The organism is Bradyrhizobium sp. CB82, from assembly GCF_029714405.1.
Lineage (GTDB): Bacteria > Pseudomonadota > Alphaproteobacteria > Rhizobiales > Xanthobacteraceae > Bradyrhizobium.
This window is the reverse complement of the sequence record NZ_CP121651.1, coordinates 374506-397653: the sequence shown is the minus strand read 5'-3', so window position 1 is coordinate 397653 and position 23148 is coordinate 374506. Positions and strand designations below refer to the sequence as shown.

Annotated in this window: 17 protein-coding genes and 3 pseudogenes; 11 read left to right on the top strand and 9 right to left on the bottom strand. The window is 60.8% G+C overall.

Annotated elements, in window-relative coordinates:
- The first annotated feature begins 19 nt into the window (after positions 1-19).
- Entirely contained in the window at positions 20-1396 is a 1377-nt protein-coding gene (locus QA640_RS45790; protein ID WP_283043833.1) for a CoA transferase, read from the top strand.
- Between the two features lie 121 nt (positions 1397-1517).
- A complete protein-coding gene (locus QA640_RS45785) occupies positions 1518-3119 on the top strand; it encodes an FAD-binding oxidoreductase (protein ID WP_283043832.1) in 1602 nt (533 codons plus the stop codon).
- A gap of 391 nt (positions 3120-3510) precedes the next feature.
- On the opposite strand, the gene QA640_RS45780 is transcribed toward QA640_RS45785, so the two are convergent.
- Positions 3511-5289, bottom strand: coding sequence for an adenylate/guanylate cyclase domain-containing protein (locus QA640_RS45780; protein WP_283043831.1), 1779 nt, complete (start codon positions 5287-5289; stop codon positions 3511-3513).
- A 266-nt stretch (positions 5290-5555) separates the two neighbouring features.
- Here QA640_RS45780 and QA640_RS45775 point away from each other — a divergent pair, with 266 nt between their 5' ends.
- Positions 5556-5783 carry a hypothetical protein gene (locus QA640_RS45775; RefSeq protein WP_283043830.1) on the top strand — a complete coding sequence of 76 codons (228 nt, stop codon included), beginning with the start codon at positions 5556-5558 and terminating at the stop codon, positions 5781-5783.
- A 344-nt stretch (positions 5784-6127) separates the two neighbouring features.
- Here the strand turns inward: QA640_RS45775 and QA640_RS45770 are convergent, their stop codons facing one another.
- Positions 6128-7450, bottom strand: coding sequence for a hypothetical protein (locus QA640_RS45770; RefSeq protein WP_283043829.1), 1323 nt, complete (start codon positions 7448-7450; stop codon positions 6128-6130).
- Between the two features lie 93 nt (positions 7451-7543).
- Here QA640_RS45770 and QA640_RS45765 point away from each other — a divergent pair, with 93 nt between their 5' ends.
- Entirely contained in the window at positions 7544-8137 is a 594-nt protein-coding gene (locus QA640_RS45765) for a hypothetical protein (protein ID WP_283043828.1), read from the top strand.
- Here the strand turns inward: QA640_RS45765 and QA640_RS45760 are convergent.
- Complete coding sequence (locus QA640_RS45760) at positions 8126-10792, bottom strand: EAL domain-containing protein (RefSeq protein WP_283043827.1); 2667 nt, start codon at positions 10790-10792, stop codon at positions 8126-8128. The two genes, QA640_RS45765 and QA640_RS45760, sit on opposite strands and share 12 nt — an antisense overlap.
- Positions 10793-11124: 332 nt before the next feature.
- Here QA640_RS45760 and QA640_RS45755 point away from each other — a divergent pair.
- Positions 11125-11256 (top strand): annotated as a pseudogene (locus tag QA640_RS45755) (integrase); the annotation flags it as partial.
- Position 11257: 1 nt separating this feature from the next.
- Here the strand turns inward: QA640_RS45755 and QA640_RS45750 are convergent.
- Positions 11258-11875, bottom strand: a pseudogene (locus QA640_RS45750) (recombinase family protein); the annotation flags it as partial.
- Positions 11876-12632: 757 nt separating this feature from the next.
- On the opposite strand from QA640_RS45750, the gene QA640_RS45745 reads away from it, so the two are divergent.
- From QA640_RS45745 to QA640_RS45735, 3 genes are all read left to right on the top strand, one after another.
- Entirely contained in the window at positions 12633-13907 is a 1275-nt protein-coding gene (locus QA640_RS45745) for an IS256 family transposase (RefSeq protein WP_283037679.1), read from the top strand.
- A 226-nt stretch (positions 13908-14133) separates the two neighbouring features.
- On the top strand, positions 14134-14337 hold the full coding sequence (locus tag QA640_RS45740; RefSeq protein WP_283043826.1) for a hypothetical protein: 204 nt from the start codon (positions 14134-14136) through the stop codon (positions 14335-14337).
- 379 nt (positions 14338-14716) lie between these two features.
- Complete coding sequence (locus tag QA640_RS45735) at positions 14717-14944, top strand: hypothetical protein (RefSeq protein WP_283043825.1); 228 nt, start codon at positions 14717-14719, stop codon at positions 14942-14944.
- Between the two features lie 455 nt (positions 14945-15399).
- Here QA640_RS45735 and QA640_RS45730 read toward each other — a convergent pair whose 3' ends face one another.
- The 5 genes and pseudogenes from QA640_RS45730 to QA640_RS45710 form a co-directional block, all read right to left on the bottom strand.
- The gene (locus QA640_RS45730) at positions 15400-15627 is read right to left on the bottom strand and encodes a hypothetical protein (protein WP_283043824.1); all 228 of its coding nucleotides are present in this window, start codon (positions 15625-15627) and stop codon (positions 15400-15402) included.
- 66 nt (positions 15628-15693) lie between these two features.
- A complete protein-coding gene (locus QA640_RS45725; protein ID WP_283043823.1) occupies positions 15694-15951 on the bottom strand; it encodes a hypothetical protein in 258 nt (85 codons plus the stop codon).
- 25 nt (positions 15952-15976) lie between these two features.
- Positions 15977-16183: a hypothetical protein gene (locus QA640_RS45720; protein WP_283043822.1), complete on the bottom strand. Its 207-nt coding sequence runs from the start codon at positions 16181-16183 to the stop codon at positions 15977-15979.
- Between the two features lie 1018 nt (positions 16184-17201).
- Positions 17202-17822: pseudogene (locus tag QA640_RS45715) on the bottom strand (transposase); the annotation flags it as partial.
- A 444-nt stretch (positions 17823-18266) separates the two neighbouring features.
- Entirely contained in the window at positions 18267-18449 is a 183-nt protein-coding gene (locus tag QA640_RS45710; RefSeq protein ID WP_283043821.1) for a hypothetical protein, read from the bottom strand.
- 101 nt (positions 18450-18550) lie between these two features.
- Between QA640_RS45710 and QA640_RS45705 the strand changes: the two genes are divergently transcribed.
- The 3 genes from QA640_RS45705 (at position 18551) to QA640_RS45695 (ending at position 22600) form a co-directional block, all read left to right on the top strand.
- Positions 18551-18760 carry a hypothetical protein gene (locus QA640_RS45705; protein WP_283043820.1) on the top strand — a complete coding sequence of 70 codons (210 nt, stop codon included), beginning with the start codon at positions 18551-18553 and terminating at the stop codon, positions 18758-18760.
- Between the two features lie 1055 nt (positions 18761-19815).
- Complete coding sequence (locus QA640_RS45700; protein ID WP_283043819.1) at positions 19816-20982, top strand: peptidase M15; 1167 nt, start codon at positions 19816-19818, stop codon at positions 20980-20982.
- A gap of 121 nt (positions 20983-21103) precedes the next feature.
- Positions 21104-22600: a L,D-transpeptidase family protein gene (locus QA640_RS45695; RefSeq protein WP_283043818.1), complete on the top strand. Its 1497-nt coding sequence runs from the start codon at positions 21104-21106 to the stop codon at positions 22598-22600.
- Positions 22601-23148: the final 548 nt, after the last annotated feature.

The window sequence follows — 23148 nt, the reverse complement described above, 5'->3', positions numbered from 1 at the left end:
TTCACCGACGGGGGTGTGCATGCCTCACGATCCAAGGATTATCCGCGACGAGAGCAAGATCGAGCAACTTCGGAGTTCTATCCCGACTTGGATCAAACGCCTGGAGCGACCGAAGACGCCGTGCATCGTGCCAGCGTTCGGGCCATTGGAAGGCATCCGCGCGGTCGGCACCGGGCAGTTGATCGCTCAACCCTATATTGGCACCAAGCTCGCCGAGTTCGGCGCCGAGGTTATCCACGTCGAAAAGCCGGGAGGCGACGTGTTTCGCTTCACCGCGCCGCAGTTGCAGCGGGGTCCGCGCCCCCATGGCGGCGACGAGGCCGAAGTCACGAAGAACAAGTTGTCGCTGGGGCTCGACTTCAAAAAGGCGCGCGGCATAGAGCTCTTAATGGCGCTATGGAAGATTTCCGACGTCTGGATGGAATCCTCGGCACCCGGCACATGCGAACGCAACAGTATCACCAACGAATTGGCGCTCGCGGTAAACCCGAGCCTCGTGATCGTGCGGGTCAGCACCTATGGTCAGTACGGAAAGCAAGACTATCTCGGGCGACCGGGTTATGACGCGATTGCGCAAGCGTATGGCGGCATGATGAACTTGACGGGTGACCCCGCGGGTCCGCCGCAGCGTGCGAAGTCCTATACCGGCGACTATGTGACCGCGCTCACCGGCTGGGCAGCGACGATGATGGCGCTGTGGGAGGTTAAGAAAACCGGGCGAGGCCAGGTCATCGATCTCGCGCAATATGAAGCGGTCGCGCAGACCAACGGCAATACGCTGCCGATTTTTACCGGAGAGGGTACGGTCTACGGGCATACCGGCAACCGGCCGGCGGGTTTTCAACCTTACGACACCTTCAAATGCAGCGACGGCTGGGTCTTTATCGGGGCGCTCGGCGGTGCGATCTACAAGCGCGTGCCCAAGTTCCTCGGTCTTGACCCCGTCGAATACAGCTACGACGAATGCTCGAAGGATGCCGCGGCGGTGAACTCCAAGAAAGGACGCGAGGTCGACCGACGGCTGCGCGACTATTGTGCTGCACACACGGCGCTTGAGGTGGAGACCGCGCTGAACGCTGCGCAGATAGGTTGCGCTCGCGTGTTCAACGTGCGCGACCAATACAGCGACGAGCACTACGCGGCTCGTGATATGACTGTGCCGGTGCTCGATCGGCAGTCGGGCGTGCCGATCCGAGTCTTCGGCGTCGTACCGAAGATGTCGCTGACACCTGGGCGTATTTGGCGCGGCGCGCCTTCGATCGGCGACGATACGACCGATATTCTGTTGACTATGCTGGGCCTATCGCACGCTGAGATCGATGGATTGTATGCCGACGGGGTAGTGCACCGCACAGATCCATTCACTGAGCCGCAGGTTGCTCCGGCCAATCCGTAGCAACGTGAAGCCTTGGGCGATGCCTGGTGCCAAATAGTCGCGAGTGAACGCGATATGGCGCCGGGCAGGCGAGGCGTAATATCTTCCAGACGAAAATCCCGGTGAGAATTGGAGACCTGAGATGGCGACGCGCGGGCTGAAACTGGTCGGCTGGGGCTATGAAGGCGACGAGATCACGGAGGTCGAGCGACAGACGGTGATATCGCGTATGTGCCAGCGCTTTGGCGGCGAGTTCGAGATCCGCGAGGCGCCCGGTGAAGACGCTGTTGCCCTGCACGCACCGCGGCTGCCCGTTCCAGCTGAGCTTTTTGCTTTCACAACAGATTCGAAGCGCGATCGGCTGCTTCACACCTACGGAAAGTCCTATCCCGACTATGCCCGCCAGTTTCTAGGCGACTATCGCAACGCACCGGACATCGTCGCCCGGGCTCGCTCCGAGGCCGACATCGTTGCCGTCTATGACTACGCCGGGCGGGTGAATGCGGCCGTGATCCCCTTCGGCGGCGGCACTTCCGTATGCGGTGGCGTTGAGCCAGAGGTCGGCAGCACGTTCAACGGTACCATCAGCCTCGACCTGACGCAGCTCGACGGGATTCTGGAAGTCGACAAGACCAGCCGGGCGGCGCGTATCCAGGGCGGGATCCGCGTGCCGGCCATGGAGAACGAACTGAAATCCTACGGCCTGACGCTGCGGCATTTCCCGCAGAGCATGGAACTGGCCACGCTCGGTGGCATGATCGCGACCCGGTCGGGCGGCCATTTCGCTACACTTTATCACATCGACGATCTCGTGGAAAGCTTGAGGACGGTATCGCCGGCAGGCGTCATCGAGAGCCGGCGCCTGCCGGGTTCTGGCGCAGGCCCGAGCCCCGACCGCTTGATGATCGGCTCGGAAGGATCGCTCGGGACCATCACAGAAGCGTGGATGCGCCTGCAGGCGCGACCGACATTCCGGGCAGGGACGGCTGTGTTGTTCGACGATGTCTTCAAGGCGGCCGAGGCGGTGAGGGTGATCTCGCAAGCGTGGCTTTTTCCTGCCAATGTCCGGCTCCTGGATTCGCGCGAGGCCTTCAACAATGGGTTCGGTGACGGGCAACAGTCCGTTGTTGTGCTCGCTTTCGAGAACGCCGATCACCCCGTCGACGCGTGGATGGACCGTGCGCTCGCAATCACAAAGGATTTCGGCGGTCAATTCGATCACGACGCTGCAAAGAGCGGCAGCGGACACCGCGCCGGTGCAGCCGAGGCCTGGCGCAACGCCTTTATTCGCATGCCGCACCACATGAAAATTGCCGTGGAGATGGGGATCATCAGCGATACCTTTGAGAGCGCAATCACCTGGGAGCGATTCCCCGAATTCTACAAAGCGATCGTTTCGGCAACCGAGAACGCCTGCCTCAAGGCGACCGGCCAAAAGGGCAGCGTGTCTTGCCGCTTCACCCATTGCTATCCGGATGGGCCGGCACCGTATTTCTCGTTTCAGGCAAAGGGGCGGCACGGCGCACTTGCTGAGCAGTGGCTGGAAATCAAGAGTCGCGCGTTTGATGCAGTGATCACCCATGGCGGAACGGTGACACACCACCACGCGGTCGGACGTCACCACATGCCATGGTACCGTCGTCAGCGGCCCGACCTTTTTGCTTCTGCGCTACAGGCAGCGAAGGATCGTCTGGATCCGAAGGGACTTTTGAACCCGGGCGTGCTCTTGGCGGTACGGTCCTGAACCGAATGCGACCATTCACTGTCCGCTGCGCGCGCAGTCGGTGGGCCTAAATCAGGAAAACACAGGCATCACGACACTCGACCGCCGTCAGCTGCAGCATCGGAAGCCGCTGGTCGGTCGCTGGCCGAGTTCTTCCATAACTTCTCATTTGCGAAATCCGATTGTGGACCCGAAGCGGACATTTGGTCAGCCTATGAGGGCAGCGATGGGTTAAATGCAGAAGTGCGTTAGGCGCTCGCCGCAAACAAGTCCCAACGGCCCGAAATCCCTTTGAGCTTGTGCGGTTCACGGTGACCTTGCCCCCAAGTTTTATCCAGTCCTGAGTTCGCTCTGGCTGGTGGATTTACCCGGATGGGGCTGGTGTAGCGCGATACTTGCAACATAACTGATGTCAACCCTCCGGCACCCCTGCTAAGCGCATACCATCCCGAATACGCGCTCCTTGGGCGCGGAAGGTCGGATCGTCACTCATTCGTCGCATGCGGCGGATCGTAAAAGTAGGGTTGAGCGTCAAGCCGGTGCGTACAGCTGCGCGCCCCTCATCAAACATCTGGAGAAACACAAGTGCAGCGCCCAAGTGAAAGTGCGCAATGGGATTATTGCGGTTGGCTTCGATGCTGCGACGTAGCCACGCAACGGCCTCGACGTCGGCGCCATGCATCAATTTGGCGATACCGACCCAATGCAGCCAGCGGTAAACACCTGAATCGCGGGGAGACAGACGTAGCGCCTCCTGAACGTGGGCTTCCGCTTCTGCAGCGCGACCGATAAATATCTTGGCCGAGCCGATCGTAGCATGCGCTTCCGCTAGACTCCGGTTTAACTCCAGAGCTCGCTCGCATTCGGCGATTCCCAGGGCTGCTCGGTTCGTACCGATTTTTGCACCTCCCAAAAGCAGGTGGGCCAACGCATGGTCTGGCGCGAGGGAAAGAGCCTTCGTTGAGGCCGCTTCGGTCACCGCAAAATGTGAAACCTTATCGTCGGTGAGAAAGCCGATAGACATCAAAGCGTCAACCTGCGCCAAGCCCACCAGCGATTCGACGCCCTCCGGATCGAGCGCCAAGGCCCTTTCAAAAAAGCTGCGCGCTTGGGCCAAATGGTCGGGAGTTGGCCCCTTGTTGAGCCAAGCCATACCCTGAAAATATAGATCTAAAGAGTTAGGGTGTGCCGAACGCTCCGCCCGACGCGCCTCGGCCTCGACAAGTTGAGTATTTAGGGCGTTAGCGAGTCTCGATACGATCTCGTCCTGCACATCGAAAAGATCGGCAATCAGTTTGTCGAACCGTTCGGCCCACAGATGATTACCAGTTCCGGCGTCGTTCAATTGTACATTTACCCGGAGTCTGTTGCCCCGCCGCTGCACCGACCCTTCAAGCACGTAGCGAACGTTTAACTCGCGGCCCACCTCCTTCAGATTGACCGCCCTGCCTTTGTATGTGAATGCGGTGTGTCGACCGATAACGAACGATCCACGGATTCGCGACAAATCCGTGGTTAGACTTTCGGTCATGCCGTCAACAAAGTAGTCTTGCTCTGGATTGGCGCTGAGGTTCGCAAAGGGTAGCACAACGATTGAGAGGCGAGGCGCTGCAGGCGCACCCCACCATTCGCGATCCGCGAGTATAGTTGCGCCGGGGTCCCCAACCATGGCGTAGGCCCGGACCAGGCGGGAGATGTTCTTGAGCGTCTGTTCGCCCATATCGACGAACTCAACTCCGACTTTGCCTCGGACTTGATCGTAAGCAGAGGAGGCGAGGCAGATACCGCCGGGCTCTGCGATGCTCTCAAGCCGGGCCGCAATGTTAACGCCGTCGCCAAAGATATCATGGGGCTCGACGATTACATCGCCGATATTGATGCCCACGCGGAAAGCTATGCGGGTGTCTTTCTCTCCAACTGAAAGCTCTCTGATGCGGGTCTGGAACTGCACAGCAGCTCGAACCGCTTGGACCGCGCTCGGAAACTCCGCTAAGAGCCCGTCCCCCGTGTTCTTCACGATGCGGCCACCGTGTTCGACGATCGCGGGGTTAACAATGTCCGAGAGGAGTTCTGTCAGCCTCGCATGCGTAGCTTCTTCGTCATGGTGCATCAGACGCGAATAGCCGGCCACATCGGCCGCCAATATCGCAGCCAACCTGCGCTCAACCCTGACTGGTCGTTCGTGCACCATGCATGCAATCCAACCCCTGGGTCATCGTACGATGGATCAATCGCAGTGCCAAAGTGTTTTGACCGAATTTTCGAAGTCTGACGTCGCCGTTTTGCCCACGCCGCCTGGGTCGGGACGGGAAAATGCCCATTCTGCGGCTGCGATGCTTGCTTTCAAGAGCAACGCGGACCTCGCTCTTGGCACGGAAGCCGCCGCTGCCACGAATTCGCCTCTGAGCGATCGGCTAATTCCTCCAGCCACATGCAGCGATTCGCGCGAGGCATTGGATGACCGATCTGATGCTCTGGAATAGGCTAACGCGCAGGGAGCAGCGAGTTATCATCAAGCTGTTCGGCGGTGGGTCCTTGTATGGCAATAGTCCGATCGAGACTGCTAATCTCATGCGGCTGGGTCTTATCACTGAACGGGGGCTGACCTCGGTAGGCCTCGAGGTATTCATCGCTGCTTTCAAAGCGCAACGTGAAGCGAATCAACCGGAGTTAGCGGAGATCTGACGGTATTCAACGGAGTTGCCAAAATTTCTGGTTCAACACCCTGAGTCGACGTGACCGAGATTTGGATTGAGCCGCGGCGCACTCATAATGCCAGTTCGTGCGCGTCGAGGTGTTGTAGCGTCGCATGATGTAGCCATCGGACCTTAGGTTCGAGCACGCTGTTTAAGAAAACAAGCTTTCGACTTCGTACCTCGCGCGTCGATCACTTGTCCTGCGGACATTGTTCGAAATGAGGGCGCTGGACAAGTGGCTGATGCCGTGCGGCGGATTCAGCGTGGCGAGGATGGAACGAGAGCTTAGGAGCTATCGAGATCGTTGCGTGACGAATGAACTCGCGCGGCGGATCATCCGGCCGTTTCTGGCTGAAACCATTCCGGCGAAGGTCCTAGGATGGCCTCGACCTCGGGCACAGAGCTGCGATCGAGTGCGGCCACGAGGTGAGCGAGATTTTCGACGATCTGTCGCCACCGATCGGGGCCGCCGATCGGAAACTGGCCAACGAACTCGACGCCGCGCACCATGCCTCGAGCCGCCTGGGGCGAGAGCGGCAAATTAAGTGTCGCCCGGAAGCCGGGACTGTTCTCCTGGCCTTTCGAGAGCCCGATCACCTGAATGGAGGCGTTGACGGTGCTGCCCCAGCCTCCAATGTCCACGCGGAGCTGGACCACGAGGTTGCCTGGCGTGCGTCGCTGCGGCATGAAATTTCCATGTTCGCCCCGGCAGTCGTAGCCCATGGGGGCGAAGGCCTTGACCAGCTCGGGCTTTTTAGGACCTGTCGCGGGAATCCCAGAGAGCGTTGGGCTGTGCGCCTCGCTCTCGGCGTGATGCGGCAAGTCGTGCGGCACCTGCTGCAACAGCTCGGTCATTCTTTCGCGATGGGCGCGCACCACGGCCCGAATGGCTTCGCCCGTCTCCGATCTCAACGCCCCGTGCGGAGCGGCTTCGGCGGCGGCGTTGCCCGCTTCTGTTACAGCCGGCGCGGTCGCAAAGGGCACCTGTATGGTCTTTCGGACTTTGCCGCAGGCCAAGAACACGGCCTGGACGTTCGCCGGCGGAGCCGGGAGCTTTTTTGCCGTTGGATCGGCCTCGACGAGGCGCAGCGCCGCGAGCGATCGCTGGCGGCCATTGACCCACCAAGAATCCGTCACGCTGACGCCTGCTGACGTCGGGTGACCAGCGAAGACATCGACACCCGCGCGCGCCAGCATGCGGATGCTGCGCGGGTCGGCTGTGGGCGGAAGCTCCGGCCCGTCCGAAAACCCGGCGGCCTTGAAATGCAGCGTAATCCGGTGACATGGGAAGGACCTTGGAACACCGTGCGCGATCTCTCTGAGGATCGCGAAATCGATCGGCGCCACAGCGCCGCTGTCGGTCAGGTTCGACATCACCCTGGTCTCGTGGCCGCGCGCCGCGGATCCCGCAAGACTTGCAAATTGCGCCAGCTCCGGCCAGCGCTTGAGGATGCGTTCGATGCTCGACACGCGCTTGGTGCCCATGAACGTTGTGATGGCGCCGAGCTCGGGGCTGTTGGGCGGGTCCGAGATCGAGAAGCGGATCACGGGCTCGCCGAAACCGGCCGCGACAAAGGCCGCGTGAACGCGCTCGACGACATCGCCAAGCGGCTGTTTGCGGCTCGCCGCGAACGTCGTGAACACGGCCATGAGCATAGGCGACCTCCCGATGGGCTTGACCTGCGCGGCGCATGACAATTCTTGGTTAGCGCAAAATGCGTCTGATTTCCATCGCAGCGCACATAGTGATTGGCGACGACGCAGAACAATCTCAGGGTGGCGCTTTTCACGCTCGACAAACGTGAGAGCGGCACATCGCACCTCGACGAGGCAGTCGCCGCCTATCGAGCGGCGCTGGAGGAAAGGACACGCGTGCGCGTCCCGCTCGAATGGGCGACGACGCGGAACAGCCTCGGCAATGCACTAGTAAGCCTCGGCGGGCTCGAAAGCGGCACATCGCGTCTCGAGGAGGCAGTCGCCGCCTATCGCGCGGCCCTCGAGGAATGGACCGTCGAAGCGACCCCACATTGGCATGAACTCACTCAACAAAACTTGGCGCGCTGTCTTGCTTTGCTGGAACAACGCCGCGAAGCTACAAGCTTCGCGCGCAATTCAAGATTGAATACGGCCCGACAACGCATCGCCTTTGCGGAACTTCAATTGTGGTCCCCGCGAGTGTCGCTTCTTGGCCCAACGCGGACGTCCGACCCAAATGCTGTAGGTCCGCTGAAACGTATCAAAGCGGCCATCGGCCAATGGCCAACTTACTCCATAACATCTGATTTGCGAATGTTCGCTTCTGATCGGACGCGGTCACCAGTCCTGAAGGGCTTAGGCCGCTGAGGCTTGCTGAGTCGAAAGCAGCCGCTTCAGCCGGGATGCCGGGATTGCCGGGCTGAACAGATAGCCCTGCATTTGGCTACAGCCGAGCCGTCGCAGGATCTCGCGCTGCGCCTCGGTCTCAACGCCTTCCGCGGTGGTTGCCATGTGGCGAGCCGCGGCCATATGCACAACGGCCTGGACGATCGGCGAGGAATCTTCGGGCTCACCGATATCGCTGATGAAGCTACGGTCGATCTTGATCTTGTCGAAGGGAAAGCGGTGCAGATAGCTCAATGACGAATAGCCGGTACCGAAATCATCGAGCGCGATGCGCACGCCGAGCTCGCGAAGTTGCTGTAGGATCGTGAGTGCCTCTTCGTCATCGCGGATCAAGACTGTTTCGGTAACTTCAAGCTCCAGCCGTCCCGGCGCCAGGCCGGATTCGTTCAGTGCAGCGGCGACCTTGAGCGCCAGTGTCTTCGAGCGGAACTGCACCGGCGAAACGTTGACTGCGACCCGGATCTGGCCCGGCCAGTTCGCAGCCTCGGTGCAGGCCTGTTTCAGCACCCATTCGCCGATCTCGCCGATCAGTCCGGTCTCCTCGGCGAGCGGGATGAACTCTGCAGGCGAAACCATGCCGCGTTCGGGGTGGTGCCATCTGAGTAGCGCCTCGCAGCCTGTCACGACATTCGCCGCGAGATCGACCAGCGGCTGGTAGTGCACCTCGAATTCGCTATTGGCGAGCGCCTGCCGCAGATCGAAATCGAGCTGACGTCGCTGCCTAACCTTGGCGTCGTATTCCGCTGCAAAAAAGCGGAATGTGCGGCGGCCATCGGATTTCGCGGCATACATCGCCAGATCCGCACGCTTAAGCAATTCGTCGAGATTGTCGCCATGTTCCGGCGCGATTGCGATGCCGATGCTGGCGTCGATCGGAATCTCCTGACCCTTGCAGTTCACGGACGCGCGCAGCGTTTTCAAAATCTGATCCGCCAACACCGTCAACTCGGCTCGGTCGCCAGTGTCCGCCTTGATGACCGCGAATTCGTCACCTCCAAGCCGCGCGACAAGATCGTGCGGGCCAATGCAGCTGCGCAGGCGGTTTGCGACTTGGCGCAACAGCTCGTCGCCGATCTCGTGCCCGAGCGAGTCATTAACGCCCTTGAATTCGTCGACGTCGATATAGAGGATCGCGAACGGCTTGCCCTCGGCGAGCTCCGCCACCCGGCGTTCCAGGTGCCCGCGCATCAGCACGCGGTTGGGGAGATCGGTCAGTGCGTCGTAATGCGCCATGTGCGCGATTCGTTCGTCGGCGCGGACACGCTCGGTGACGTCTTCATGGGTGGCAAGCCATCCGCCCGAGGCGCTCGGTTGGTTCCTGACCTCGATCAGCCGGCCGTCACGGGTCTCCACGACGGAGCTCTGCAAGCGGCCGACGGCAGCCAAGATGCCGTCGCAATAGGAATCGACGTCACCGGAGAATGGGCCGGTGTCGTGCCGGTGCTTGATCACGTCGCGGAAATAGGCGCCCGGCTTCACCACGTCGGCCGACAGCCCGTACATCTCAATATAACGGCGGTTGCAGACGATGAGCCGCTCGTCCTGGTCGAACATCAGGAGACCCTGCGTCATCGTGTTCATCGCGGTATCCAATCGCTGCTTCTCGATTGAAAGCCGCCTCGTCATCTGGCGGAAGATCAAATAGAGCGTTAGGACCAATAGCCCGATCGATACCACCGCCACGGCAACGAAGAAGTTTGTCTGCGTGCGCCAGGTCATGAGCGTCGCATCTAATGTCCTGGTCGCAACCACGACCAGCGGCTCGCCGGTGAGCATCTGCGAGGCGACCAGTCGATCCTTGCCGTCGATCGGGCTTGCGAGCTGGGTGGTGACGAAAGGACGGTCGAAGACAGCCATCTGCTCAGCCGAACCTTTATGGAAGTTTTGGCCGATCATCGCTTCGACATGTGGAACGCGTGCGAGCAACTGCCCATTCTGATGGTGCATCGCGATGGAAGACTCTCCGCTAAGACCTGTCGAGGCGAAGAACTCTTCCAGCAGGTCCGGTGTGATCGCACGGGACACAACGCCCAGGAATTCTCCGCGGGGGCCAGAGATGCGTCGGGCGAAAACAATCGCTTGCCCGCTGCCGAAACGACCGGGAACGACCTCGACCTCTTGCTGTGAGGCCGGATCATTTTTCAGGCGGTTGAAATAGCCTCGATCGGAGATCTTGATATCGGCGACCGGCCAGCGCTTCGACGAGTTGATCAACACACCATTGGAATCGAACACATTGGCACCGGCGACATCGGACCAACCGCTGGCCTTGGCGCGCAGCACCTCATGCATGGCGAGCGTCGCCATTTCGCTCCGGAACGTGTCCGGGGAATCGATGCCATGGCTTTCGAGCTCCGCGATAATGCTCTTCTGCAGTACCGAGAAATCTGCAAACTCACGGTCAAAATGCCGCGCAAGGAGTCGCACGGTGCTCTCGAGGCTGTCGCGGCCGCTTTCGATCGCGCTCCGACGAAAGCGATCGACAGTCAGCGCCGTGCCGATCGCGGTCGCGGCCATTAGCACGAACCCGCCAACGATCAGCCAAGTCAGCGGCGCCCCGCCCCAGTGACGAACCAGCGCGCGCATGCGCGCCTTGAAACGGATTGACGTGCTCATGCAGCCCCCTGTGGATGCAAAATGCACAAGACTCCACAAGACCTCGTTACCATCGAAGGTAACGAAATCGTAAACGATTACATGACTTCGGTGCTGCTCGAGTCGGCCCGCGGTGACGCGTTGATGTGCGTTCCGTTTCCTCTCCCGGCATATTAAAACGCTGATGCGGCGGATGGGGATAGAGGCGCTAAACTAAGAAGGCGGCTGGCCAGAAAATAACAACGGCAGCGGTGGTCGCCAGTGTGTCCTTTGTGCGCTGACTGCCGTCCTCCCAATGGCGTCCGATCAGCATCATGCCGACAGGGAGCCCCGCCGACATGCCTGCCGGAACCGGCAGGCAAATGCATCCGTCTCAGGCGCAACAATGGCTATTCCCGGCCGAGAGCGCCACAGGACACTTGTCGGAAACAAAGGAGGATCGAGAGATCTTGTCAAAATGGGTCAATGACCTGCGCCAAACATTTCGTAGGCGCCAGCGTAGATCGGATTGGTCAGGATGTGGCGGATCGTGTTATAGACGGGTAACTTCCACTCGAGGTGACGGCCCTCGGGGCCACGGCTGACGACTGCAGGCAAGGCGATTCGCTCTTGCCGTAACCATAGGTGGACCTGGCGCAGCGTCTGCATCTCGGCGAACTTGGCGAACACGAGTGCGAGCGCCTCCTGAATGCGTCGATCAGGATCCTTCTCGATCTGATCGTGGGAGACTTTGATATAGCCGATGGCAACGTTGAGGAAGAGCTCACCCCTGCGCGCCTTCTGCTTCAAGGCCTCAAGCGAGCGCTGCCGAAAGATCGACAGCTCCATCTCGCTCATTGTGCCCTTCATGCCGAGCAGAAGGCGATCATTGGGGTGGCGCGGATCGTAGACGCCATCCTCATCGACGATCAGCGTTCCAACGAGCCCGCAGAACTCCAGGAGCGTATGCCAATCCCTGCCGTTGCGGGCCAGCCGAGAGGCTTCAATCGAGACCACCGCGCCAACTCGCCCTTCGCAAATCGCGGCAAGCAGCTTCTCGAACCCGGGACGCGCGGTGCCGCCAGCTACCGCTTGAAGGAAAAGCGTCGTAGCGGGCTTTTGCAGAAGGCCGCCGCGCCAGAAGCTAAATCGGAGAAAAAGCCGTGAAGCAAGCCGCTCGCTCGCTACGGCGCTATGGGGGCGCGCTCCGCGAGCGGCTTGCTCCACATCCGCCAAAACAACAAGGGGGTCACTTCTTCATGTCGCTACGGGGTTAAATCCGGACGTCGCTTGACACCGCTCTCGTGCAGCTCGAGCCAGCCGCGTTCTGCTTCCGCGGATTTGCAACAGCGCGGTTTTACCGCAACTGCTGCCAGCGAGAAGTGACACGTTTTGTCTTTTACACCGATAAAACACATTCAGGTTGTGTCGCTGAGAGAACCAAAGAAGATCGAGTGAGGGGCGATCCTCAAAATTTTGGCCCCGGCTCAAGGGGGCTGGAGCTAGGGCCAAGTTTCCGGACCGACCGTAACATCGGCCCAGGCAGACAACATGCCTTAAGGGCGCCCCACATGCGATTGAGCAATCGGCGTAACTCGGATTTGCCGCAATGGCGCTAGGCCAAAGACCTAATAGATGAGCTGCAGAAACTCGATCCGGAGACGCTGGTCGTCACGTCCAGTCCTGACGGCTTCGCTCTGTATGAGCCGACATTCGACCGCGAATGGATCACGATAGACCGGTTCGGTTGTCCACAGCGCGCCATGTCAGGCGAGCCCGGAGCCGGGATGTCCCGGGTTCTGTTGAATTTCTGAAGAGGTCGGCGTTGCCCACCTTGAGCCGGTAGGCTCGGGGTGCTGATTCCACAAAGGAGAGCAACGCCATGACGAGAGATATCACACCGGCTGGTTGGCCGGCGACCGGGGCTGTGGACGAAGCGTTTGCAGAAGTGCGGGCGAGCTTCGATCGGTTCTGCCTTGCGGCAGGGATCGAGGCGCTCGGCACGATGATGGAGGCGGATGTCACGGCGGCCTGCGGGCCGCGCCACGGTCGCGACGCGGCGCGGCGGGCGCACCGTTGGGGCCGAACGCGGGGACGGATCGGCTTCCACGGCGGCAAGATCGAGGTCGAGCGCCCGCGGGTCCGGGGCGTGGACGGCCGCGAGGTCACGATCCCGAGCTGGGAAACGGCGGCGGAGGAGGACTGGCTCGGTCGCTGGGCGATGAACCTGATGCTGATCAATGTGTCGACGCGCCGGTTCGGCCGCGCTGTCCGGCTGCCCGAGGGTGACGTGCCGGCACCGCCCGGATCGGGGGTTTCGAAGTCGGCGGCCTCGCGGAGGTTCGTAGCGCTGTCGGCGGCGCGGCTGGCCGACTTCATGGCTGCCGATCTGTCCGCGCTCGACCTTCTGGTGGTCCAAATCGACGGGCTGCATCTCGGCGACGATCTCGTGCTGGTGGCCGCGATCGGGGTTGACGGCGAAGGCAACAAGCATCCGCTGGCGCTGGTGGAAGGGGCGACCGAGAACGCCGCAACGGTTCAGGCCCTGCTGGACAACCTGGTCTCGCGCGGGCTCGACCCGACGGTGCCAAGACTGTTCATCGCCGACGGCGCGAAGGCGTTGTCGAAGGCGATCCGCCGCACCTTCGGTTCGGCCGCTGCGATCCAGCGCTGCCAGATCCACAAGGCGCGCAACATCATGGAACGCCTGCCGAAAGAGCATCATGCGGCCACCCGTCGGGTGCTGCGCCAGGCCTGGGAGCTCGATGACGCCGACAAGGCTGAAAAATTGATCCGCAATCTCGCGCGTCGACTCGACCAGCAATGGCCCGGCGTAGCGGCCAGCATCCTCGAAGGCCTCGACGAAATCCTGACTGTCGTCCGGTTGAAGCTGCCGAAGGAGCTTCGTCGATCGCTCGCTTGTACCAACATCGCCGAGAACATGATGGGCACCATTCGCCGCGTCACGCGCAACGTCAAACGCTGGCGGGATGCCGGCATGGCCTTGCGATGGGTCGCGGCCGGCATGATCGAGGCCAACAAGGGCTTCCGACGATTGAAGGCGCATAAGCAATTGTCGGTTTTGCGTGCGGCCCTTCAAGCTCGCCACAATCGCATGACGATCAACCCCGTTGCCCACGTCACGAGGGCCGCGTAACATTCATTCCGGCAACGTCGGCCCGACGTAGTTCAACAGCGATCGGGACATCCCCCCCGGAGCGGTGCAGGCCCTCTAAGCCTCCGGGAAGTTCTCCTGCACATAGAGCTTGATGCGCCCGCCGATCGTATCGTGTTTGGTACGTCTGGTTCGAACGCCGGGACCGGCGCAACGTTGTAGGAGGCGGAGATGAAACCCATCAAAGACGAAAATGATCCGAACAATCGTGAACGAAGCCGGCGATGAAGTGGGCCAGACCAACCTCGACGGCACGCTTATCAAAGGGCACCACCAAATCGACGCCGAGCTAAAGCTCCACCACAAACTGTTCTTCAGGGCCAGCGGCGCGCTGACAAAGATAAACTGCATCACCATTGACCATACCGCGCACAAGATCACGCTGGCGGTGGACGGCTTTAGTCGGGCTTGAGCCCGTGATGGGCGCGCCTGTTTGGCGTGCTTGGGCCGGCCGATACCAGAAGACCGCTGCGGTCGGCCCGATGGCGGCCAGCACAATCAGGATGGCGAATGCGAGCAGGCAGCTTTCTGCCGTACACGTTCATCGCGACCTCCGGTCCAGATACTGTCTGAATTTATTTCCCGAGGCTCCGCCAGCGGCCGTGAATTCCCTGGAGCGGTTTTCCACTATCCCGAACATAAATGTCCTCGGTCCGGCAAATCGCACCAGCGGTCTTGTGTGGTCGGAACTTTAGTAGTTCTGGGCGCACAGTGAGTCATGGCAAACACCGAGGGCGATCGCGAGCTTCGGAGGCTTCGGCTCGGCCCTCGATGATACGCGCGACGCCGAGATGGCGTTGCATACTGCGGAGAACGTCGTCAAACTCGCACGGCAGGAAATCTGTAGGGATCTTGGCATTCTTCCAGGCGCTCCGCCAAAGTCGCTGGCGGCCAATCTGCCGAAGCCGCGCGACTTAAACTGTCCGTTCGATCCGGTGCCCAACACTGCGCTCTATCAATCGCAGTTTGACGAATTGGAGCGGAAGTCTACGAGCTCGTTCACGACGCGCCGTACCTGAAGAAAGATGCCATGACCGACGTCGTTCGCGTGCTGAAGCATGGCCCCGGCGGTGGCTCGTGGCCCATTGCGAGCGAAGACGATTCGGAGCGCGGGATCTAACCACGCTTCGATGCGTACCAAAACCGACGCGAGGCCGCCTAAGTCACACACGAATTTTCTGACTGCGGATGTACCAGCAGCAAAACCACTATAAGGAGGGTTGAAATGCTCAACAACGAAGAACGCTCCGGCATCACGCTGGAGCTTTCTTTTGAGTGGCATTGATCTCCTTGATGACTGGCCCGATCGATTGCTTGGGCGAGCTGCGGCGCCTCGTCGATTGATAGACTGCAATTGCCAGGAACAGGCACATCCCAGCGCCATCAGCGGCGATTGAGATCATTTCGAACATGCTAGGCCTCGAACTAGTTGTTTCGAGAACAACGAGCTGAAGCTACTAGCGGCCTCGGGGGTCTAATCAAAAACTTGGCGGGTCACGAGGGTGGTCGCTGCATTCTGTTTCGCAATTACGTCGAGCATCGCTCCGAAAATTATCATCGGCAGGTAAAACATAAGCATGACTGTATCCTCCATTGGCGAGTTCAAGACCCAGATCTCAAGTAGGATGCGTGCCATTGATACGGCGATCACCAGCACGTCAATTGCAAGCCAGTCGTGCGATACCTCTAGCAGTTTGTTCATTCATCGGATTTGCGCGGCTGCACCAACCGGTTTCGATCAGGACATTGCATCGAACGCATGGGCGATTCAAAACCAAGCTGAATTGAACGCCCCCACCTGTGCACAGTCAAAAACGATCTTGCCGGAACCTGCAATTTCAGCTTCGGCTGAGGCTTCGCAGCAACTAATGCGGCCGTTGTCGGCCCTATCGGCGAAACGCCAAGGAGAAGCGCGCCGGCCACGCAGGCCGCGAAAATTAGAAATGCCCATCACAGCGAATAACTCCGACTCACCATGGTCGGAAATTAGGCTCATAAATCCCTCCGGCTTTTGCTCGAGCGGCAACGTGCCTCGTTGCGCAACCGGTATGCTAAGGCCGCGGCTTCAAATAACGCGACGAGAGCGGGAGGTGAAAAATCTTGAAGCCTTTTATTTCAGGAAACGCCTCTGCTGCGTCCACGGACACCAGGGCCGCGACGGCAGCCGGCACCTCACCATTGAGCAGCCGATCGATCGCCGCCGTGTGCCCTGCGCTGAGATGGACCACCGGACCTCCTGCTGCCACGATCGCGATCATGATATCAACCCTCGATGCGAGATACCTGTCATCGATAGCAACGTCGGTAAGGGCGAATACCGACGGGATCTCCGGTCGAACTATTACAACGGCAACCAGGGGCTCTGTGTCAGGCGACGCGCCTGCAATTGGGTCGGCCCCGTCACGTGCCGCTGTTGCGGCCGTGACCGTCATTCGCTCTGCAACCGCCGTCGCGGCCGCCACCTGCTCCTGTATCGTCCTGCTATTGGAATTCGGAGCGGGCCCCACGGTGGACCGCGGATCCGCGACGTTTAACCCTGTCGTACCGAGACCTGCGGCGGGGGCGCTGCTTTTGCTCTCGAGTTCCGTCTTCAATGAAGGAGGCGGGAGCGGGACGCCGGTTGCGGGAGGCTCTGCCTTTGCCGTGGTGACAGTAGGTTTCGCCTTCTTGGTAGCGAGATGTGCCGGCCCCTTGTCACGGGTACGATGAGCCGGCTGCTTTTCGGAGGTTGCCGCAATGGTAAACATGGCCGATTTTGTTCGGCGATTGGTTTTGGATGACGCGAGTTTAATCGGCTGATCGGCAGCCGTCCTATTGGAGCAGGCGAAGCCATGTTTGTCAGCGCACGATTCCACGGCCGCTTGGGGCGGTGGTTGACGACTACAGCCGACCAAGGTCGCGGCCAGCGCGATGATGAGAGGTGTTCTCAAGCAATCACCCTAGAGGATGAATTTCTGCCGGTATTCTCTCTGCGTATTGATCTCCGCGCTGATCGTTATCTTTTGTGCGAAAATGTTAAACGAGCATTAAGCGTCCGCCGCCCGGTAAGAGAAACCGCCGTATGGTTAACGCCAGGGGTGGAGCGCGTCACATTGGTTCGCGCGGCGGATCGTGCCCGCTATAGCGACATTCTCCGACAGGTAGGGCTGACAGAACACTGATCTTCAAACCGCAAGCGAGTCGCTGGCCCAACACCGCCAACGTCCGCAACGGGTCTTGGCCGTGTAAAAACGGCCTTACAGGGCCGTCAGTCTTGAAGCCAAAACTGGGCCGGCCTCAGGCCGCGATCAGCGGCCTGATCCCGAGGATATTCATTGCTCGGGTCAGATTATAGGCCAGAACCGAGAGGGCCTCGGCGGCTACCTTTGGGAGAGTTTTGGTCAGGAAGTGCGTCGCTCCCATGCGTGCCTTCATCGTGCCGAACGGATGCTCGACAGTCTCGCGACGACGGCGCATAGCGAGCGGGTTCGCATCGAGCCGCTGCTGCACTGCGTCGAGCAGATCCTCGTGCTCCCATCGCGTGATCCGTCCGGCCGGACAACGATAGGCGTCTTCCTCCGGTAAATAGACAAAGTCCTGCTTATCGAAGCGTCCGTCCGACTTGGCGCCTGAAGTCATCGGCTTGGGCAGAGTTACCGTGATGCCGGCCTCGTGGCAGGCGAGGATCGCCGGGCTGCTGAAGTAGCCGCGATCGGCAACGGCCTCGAGCGTCTCAGTGTTCAGAACAGCCTTCGCCTGCCTGGCCATATTGGCAAGTTGTGCCCGATCTGAGCCGCTGTTCGTCACCTCATGCGCGATGATCAGGTGATGGTCGGTGTCGACGGCGACTTGGACATTGTAGCCGACAACGCCGGATCCGCGGCCACTGGTTGCCATCGAACGGCTATCCGGATCGGAAGTGACGCTGCCCGAAAACCGGCTGACCTCGCGTTCACCATCGAAGCGAACTACGAAAAGCCTTCAACGGGGTGCAGGCCACCTTACGGCATTGCACTTCTTCTAGCGGAGGCTCTCATCGGCGGGGCACTGAGTCCCTTTTTATAGTGGAAGCGCCGGCGACCCTATTCGGAAGTCGAGGCTGCAACCGCCGGGTGGAAAAGCGCCGTTCGCCGGTGGCGGGGATGCGCAACTTGCTACCCAAATTGCTACCCAACCAGGTGGCACGGGCCAAAACGGGGAGGGACGAACGGTTGCCTCCCCGCTAAGATTTGACTGCTCTTTGTGATTACCTGAAGCAGCAAGGTACTGGCCGGTACGGAGGTTCGAGAACTGCAAAACCGTTTACACCAGTTCAATTCTGGTCGTGGCCTCCAACAATTACAATTACTTATCCGCACTATCTCAAGTCGTTTTTTCTGTGAGCGTTTTGTCATTAAATTTTCGGTCGGTAATCTCGGCCGGATAGTTGTTCGCCATGACCAGCAGGCCCGCGCGCTCCTCGGGCATGGTGCTGTCGTCGGCCAGCTCCAGGCAAAGCCGTTCGTACCGCTTCAGATCGTCGAGGATGTTCTGATCCCGCCCCATGGGCGCGGATAAGACTCCCCCGGCGAGTCACTCGTCAAGGCTGTCGTACCGTATATTTCCCGTCTCACGGTGACCGGCCCGAATCGTGTGATCATGCGGGCATGACGGACGACGAGAAACGGGCGGCCCTTATCAACGAGATCCAGGCGTGGCGCGACGCGGTCCTCGCTCATCCGGAGGGCTCGCCCGAGCGTCGAGAATTTCAGAACAAGATGAAGCTGACCGAATGGAAGCTGAAGGAGCTCGGGCCTCCTCAGCATTCGCTTGGCGTCGACATCAAGCTTGTGCCCCCGGAAGAGCCGCAGGAATAGGTGTGGTGCGTTGCTGGGGGAGGGCTGCCTTGCATCAATCCGTCGCAAGGCAAGTCGCCTCGAATCGATGGAGATCAAGATGAGCTAAAGTCAAAGACTGCGAGGCTGCTTCGGCACCGGCAACGAGCCCCGGATGACGTCTCCGCACCCGACGCGGAAGATCCTCTTTCGGCCGTGCCCGACGTGCAGCGGGACCGGCAAGGTTCCACCCCATAATCGACCGGTGTTCAACGTCGCCACTTCGTGATGCCGTACACATCCCGAAGCCGATAAGGGCAAAGGAGCGAGCACAGAATCTAGCCGGACAGGCGGGGTGGGAGGGTGATATCCGCCAGGGTCCATATATTGCTGGCCTTCCCAGCGAGGGCGATCGGTCCTTCCTGATTGGGTGGAAGCAGGACAACAACGGCACGACCTTCATTGTCTCTCCTTATCGGCTGCCGTGGCTGGAAGCTGCGGGCTACAAGGCGATAGAGGGTTAAGCAAAAGCGGGGGGCTTCGGTCCCGCGCTAACTCAAATTCGATTAGGCGCACCATATGGCGACAAGGTCGCGCCACAGCCATTACGGAAGAGTGTACCCAGAAGTATGAGCGAGAACGGGGGCTGATGAGGCCCCCGTTCTGCCGCCTCAGCCGGCGCGCATGGGCCGTCAGCGCTGGCGGTTCGCTTTTCCACACCCACGACGCACAGGGCCTCACGGGCGACCGGAGGAGGGCGACGATTTTCTCACACCCATGGATTCGGTAAACAAGAAGAATTGTTCTGGGCGCAGCCCCCAGAGGCGTTTGCTGGCCACGGGGAATCCGCTGGCGAGTTTTTCTGGCTTGCCGCCACGGCTATGCGGATGCGCGTGCGACCGGTTCGAGAGCCGGTCCCGCGGCGGTGACGCCGCGTATGGTTAACAATGTGTTGCCAGTTGCCTTCAGGCAACACTCGCGGAAAAGACGGATGATCAGCATTTTTGGCCATTGCGAGTCCATAACCTGATCCGACAATCCCGAGCGTCACATCTTGGCTGTGCAAGCTAGCTCCGCAGGAGCCTTGGAGGCTGGGAATGAAAAACTCGCGGCGAATGAAGACAGCGGGGTTGTGCCGGACGGTCGTTCTCCCGAGCTGGATTGTCGCCTGCCTTGCTGCTTTCGGTTCGACCAGAGTCGAGACTTGCGGTGCGCCAGCCGTCGAGCGCACCGCACCTGTTGTCGTCGCCGACGCCGCGCCCGGCGCACTTCGGGCAACCGTCGTCGGCCATGCGGCTGCCGCTTTCGCCGAGGAGGCAACCGCAGGCAGATCGGAGACGGTGGCCGCCAGCGATACCACGACAACCTCGCCCGAGGTGGAAGCGATTGTCGAGACCGCGCTGACCAATCCGGCCGAGGTGCTGCCGCCTCAAGCGCAGCCCGTGGAAGTGTCGACGGCCAGCACGCCGGAACCGGAGCCGGGCGACGCAAGCAAGGGTGAGATCAAGCCAACTGTCGGCTCCATCGAAATTCTTGACGAATGCTGGAACGTCGACGTCTGCATCGACCGCTTCCTGTGGGCGCTCTATCAGCGGGCGCCGAAGGAGGACACCATCAAGGTGCCGGAACAGCAGAAGGTGACGGTTAAACGGAAGGGCAGGATGATGACGGTCTCGAAAACCTTCACCAGGCTCGTCGATGAGGATTTCGCCTGGAAGGATCCGAAGGCGGCCGAGCGAGCCGGCATGTCCATGCAGGACTACGTGATCGGCGGCATGGATCGGAGCTTCAAGCTAAAGCTCTTTCATGCGCTTCACGCCGCGGAGCAGGCCGGCCTGTCGCCCGGCATCACCAGCGCGTTCCGCGACGACTACCGCCAGTCGATAGCCAGCGGCCTCAAGGCGGCCAGCAACAGGTCGTTCCATGGCGGCAGCTTGCGCGGCGGCTATGGCCATGGGCTGGCGGCGGATGTCGTCAGCGTCACCGGCGAAACACGCGACGAGCGATGGACGTCCTCGGAAAAACTCTGGAAGTGGCTCGATGCCCACGGCAAGGAGTTCGGCGTCGGGCGACCCTATCTCAATCGGGATCCGCCGCATCTGGTGCCGATCGATGGCCACGAATATGCTGCGCACAACCACGGGGCCAAAACGCGGCTGGCGGGACCGGATGTGAAGAAGCACAATCGGCTCGCTGTGCGCGATAATCGCAGCCGGGCGAAGCCGCCGAAGACCGCGAAATCAGCGAAGGGGCGAACGATCTGACTCCCGATGCGCGATATCCGCTTTGTGCCGGAGGTGATGCTTGCAACCGGGAATAATTTCCGAGGCGGCCAGACCGGGCATGGAGCTAATCTCCTCCCCTGGCGTCACTCGGATCACAGGGATGCGCATGACCTTTGGGCTTGCGAGCCGGAAGCAGAATCGGCGGTCGCCTGCAGGTCTTGCCATTGCGGCGCTGGCCCTGCTGTTCGCAGCGGGAGGCGCCGCCGGCGCCCGTCCGGTCGAGTCCATTGCCTCGCGCCCAACTGGCGACCCGGTCCTGGCCATCGTGTCGCTGCAGCGGCAGCAGATCACCATTTATGACGCGCAGGGGTGGATCCTGCGGGCGCCGGTGTCGAGCGGCCAGAAGGGACGCGAGACGCCGTCCGGAATCTTCAGCGTCATCGAGAAGCAGGCGGAGCACTATTCGAACCTCTACGACGACGCCTCGATGCCTCACATGCAGCGTCTCACATGGTCCGGCATCGCGCTGCATGGCGGGCACTTGCCGGGATATCCGGCGTCGCATGGCTGCATCCGGATGCCGTTCGATTTCGCCAAACGCCTGTTCGACGCGACGCAGCTGGGCTTGCGGGTGATCGTGGCGCCGACCGACGTGGCGCCGGTCGAGGTCGTTCACCCGCTGCTGCTGCGGAGCAAGCCGGATAGCAGCGCCGCAGCCTCTGCCAGTATCGCCGAAGCGAAAGAGGCGGCCAGGAGAGATGAGCAGGCGAGGGGCGCGGTCGCAATGGCCTACCGCGAGGCGATGCAGGCGATGGTGCCGGTGCGTTCGGCGGAAACGCTGAAGGCGCGGGCCGTCGCGCGACAGGCCGCCGTCGAGGCTTCGCTCGGCTCCGCAAGCTCGGCCGAGGCCAAGCAGGATTTAGAGGACGCCAGGGCGAAGGTGGCTGCCGATATCGTCCAGCTGGACGTGAAACTGGCCGCCGTCAGGGATGAGCTGCAACAGAAGGCCGATGTGCTCGCGGCGGCACGCGAGGCCGCCAAAGCCGCCCAGGCCGCGCGGGCCATGGCGTCAGCGGCAGCGCGCCAGGCCGCCCGCGAGCTCGAGCCGATCTCGGTCCTAATCAGCCGCAAGACCCAGCGGCTTTATGTGCGGCGCGGCTTTGAACCAGTCTACGAGAGTCCCGTCACCGTCACCGATGCCGACCGCCCGATCGGCACGCATGTCTTCACCGCAATCGAGCGCGCCGGCGGCGAGAACGGCGCGCGATGGAATGTCGTCTCATTGGAGAGCGGACGGTCACGAGTCGCCGAAGTCGAACACCGTCCTCCGGTGGCCCCGGGCAACGCGCTCGATGTTGAATCGCCGCCCGAGCCGGACCGCGCCAGGGCCGCGCTCGACCGGATCGTCATTCCGCAGGAGGCCCTCGATCGCATCGCAGGCATGACGCCCGGATCGTCCGTGATCGCCACCGATGAAGCCTTGAGCCCGGAAACCGGCAAGGGCACCGACTTCGTGATCGTGCTGAGCGACGAACCGCAAGGCGGCATCAAGTTCCGAAAGCGCCGTCCGGCGCCCACGTATTACGGCTACGAACGTCCGCGCGATCGCCAGCTCTATTGGGGCTCGCCGATGAGGAGTCCGTTCTCGATCTGGTAGGATCGACGCTCGCAGCCCTCTCACACCTCCGCGCGGCGGGTTTGTTGTTTCGCCGCGTTTGATCTCGCTCAAAAGGGGGTTGTGAATGTCGATCAGCTAATGCTGAACGTGTGGCCGTTGTGCGACGATAACAAGGCGCACGCGCTGCCAAGATGCCGATGAGTGAGAGAGTATCGAACATCCGCTTGAGCAGATCACACTTGCACTGGACTTTGATTATCGCTCGTAAGCGGAGACTGTGCCACCACGGGCTGCCACTTATGGGCAGGCATGGACCTGTCTGTCATAGCCCCTGTAAGTCCCAGATGCTGGATCATACGTTCGATAATGTTGACAGTTAGAACTAGCGTTTTGGCTCAGGGCCCGCCGCCGTTGAAGACCTGTTTCTGTCGCTTTATCCTCTGACTCGCTTTTCAGTAGTGCGGCACCATCCGACTGTTTCACTGGGGGGCGAGTCCTCAACCGTAATCGATTTCTTCTCTGGGGATGTCCCGGGTTCTGTTGAATTTCTGAAGAGGTCGGCGTTGCCCACCTTGAGCCGGTAGGCT

Excerpts from the sequence above, each read along its gene's own strand:
- QA640_RS45790 (WP_283043833.1), top strand. The coding sequence starts at position 20 with ATGCCTCACGATCCAAGGATTATCCGCGACGAGAGCAAGATCGAGCAA.
- QA640_RS45785 (WP_283043832.1), top strand. The coding sequence starts at position 1,518 with ATGGCGACGCGCGGGCTGAAACTGGTCGGCTGGGGCTATGAAGGCGAC.
- QA640_RS45780 (WP_283043831.1), bottom strand. The coding sequence starts at position 5,289 with ATGGTGCACGAACGACCAGTCAGGGTTGAGCGCAGGTTGGCTGCGATA.
- QA640_RS45775 (WP_283043830.1), top strand. The coding sequence starts at position 5,556 with ATGACCGATCTGATGCTCTGGAATAGGCTAACGCGCAGGGAGCAGCGA.
- QA640_RS45770 (WP_283043829.1), bottom strand. The coding sequence starts at position 7,450 with ATGCTCATGGCCGTGTTCACGACGTTCGCGGCGAGCCGCAAACAGCCG.
- QA640_RS45760 (WP_283043827.1), bottom strand. The coding sequence starts at position 10,792 with ATGAGCACGTCAATCCGTTTCAAGGCGCGCATGCGCGCGCTGGTTCGT.
- QA640_RS45745 (WP_283037679.1), top strand. The coding sequence starts at position 12,633 with ATGACGAGAGATATCACACCGGCTGGTTGGCCGGCGACCGGGGCTGTG.
- QA640_RS45735 (WP_283043825.1), top strand. The coding sequence starts at position 14,717 with ATGGCGTTGCATACTGCGGAGAACGTCGTCAAACTCGCACGGCAGGAA.
- QA640_RS45730 (WP_283043824.1), bottom strand. The coding sequence starts at position 15,627 with ATGAACAAACTGCTAGAGGTATCGCACGACTGGCTTGCAATTGACGTG.
- QA640_RS45720 (WP_283043822.1), bottom strand. The coding sequence starts at position 16,183 with ATGATCGCGATCGTGGCAGCAGGAGGTCCGGTGGTCCATCTCAGCGCA.
- QA640_RS45710 (WP_283043821.1), bottom strand. The coding sequence starts at position 18,449 with ATGGGGCGGGATCAGAACATCCTCGACGATCTGAAGCGGTACGAACGG.
- QA640_RS45705 (WP_283043820.1), top strand. The coding sequence starts at position 18,551 with ATGACGGACGACGAGAAACGGGCGGCCCTTATCAACGAGATCCAGGCG.
- QA640_RS45700 (WP_283043819.1), top strand. The coding sequence starts at position 19,816 with ATGAAAAACTCGCGGCGAATGAAGACAGCGGGGTTGTGCCGGACGGTC.
- QA640_RS45695 (WP_283043818.1), top strand. The coding sequence starts at position 21,104 with ATGCGCATGACCTTTGGGCTTGCGAGCCGGAAGCAGAATCGGCGGTCG.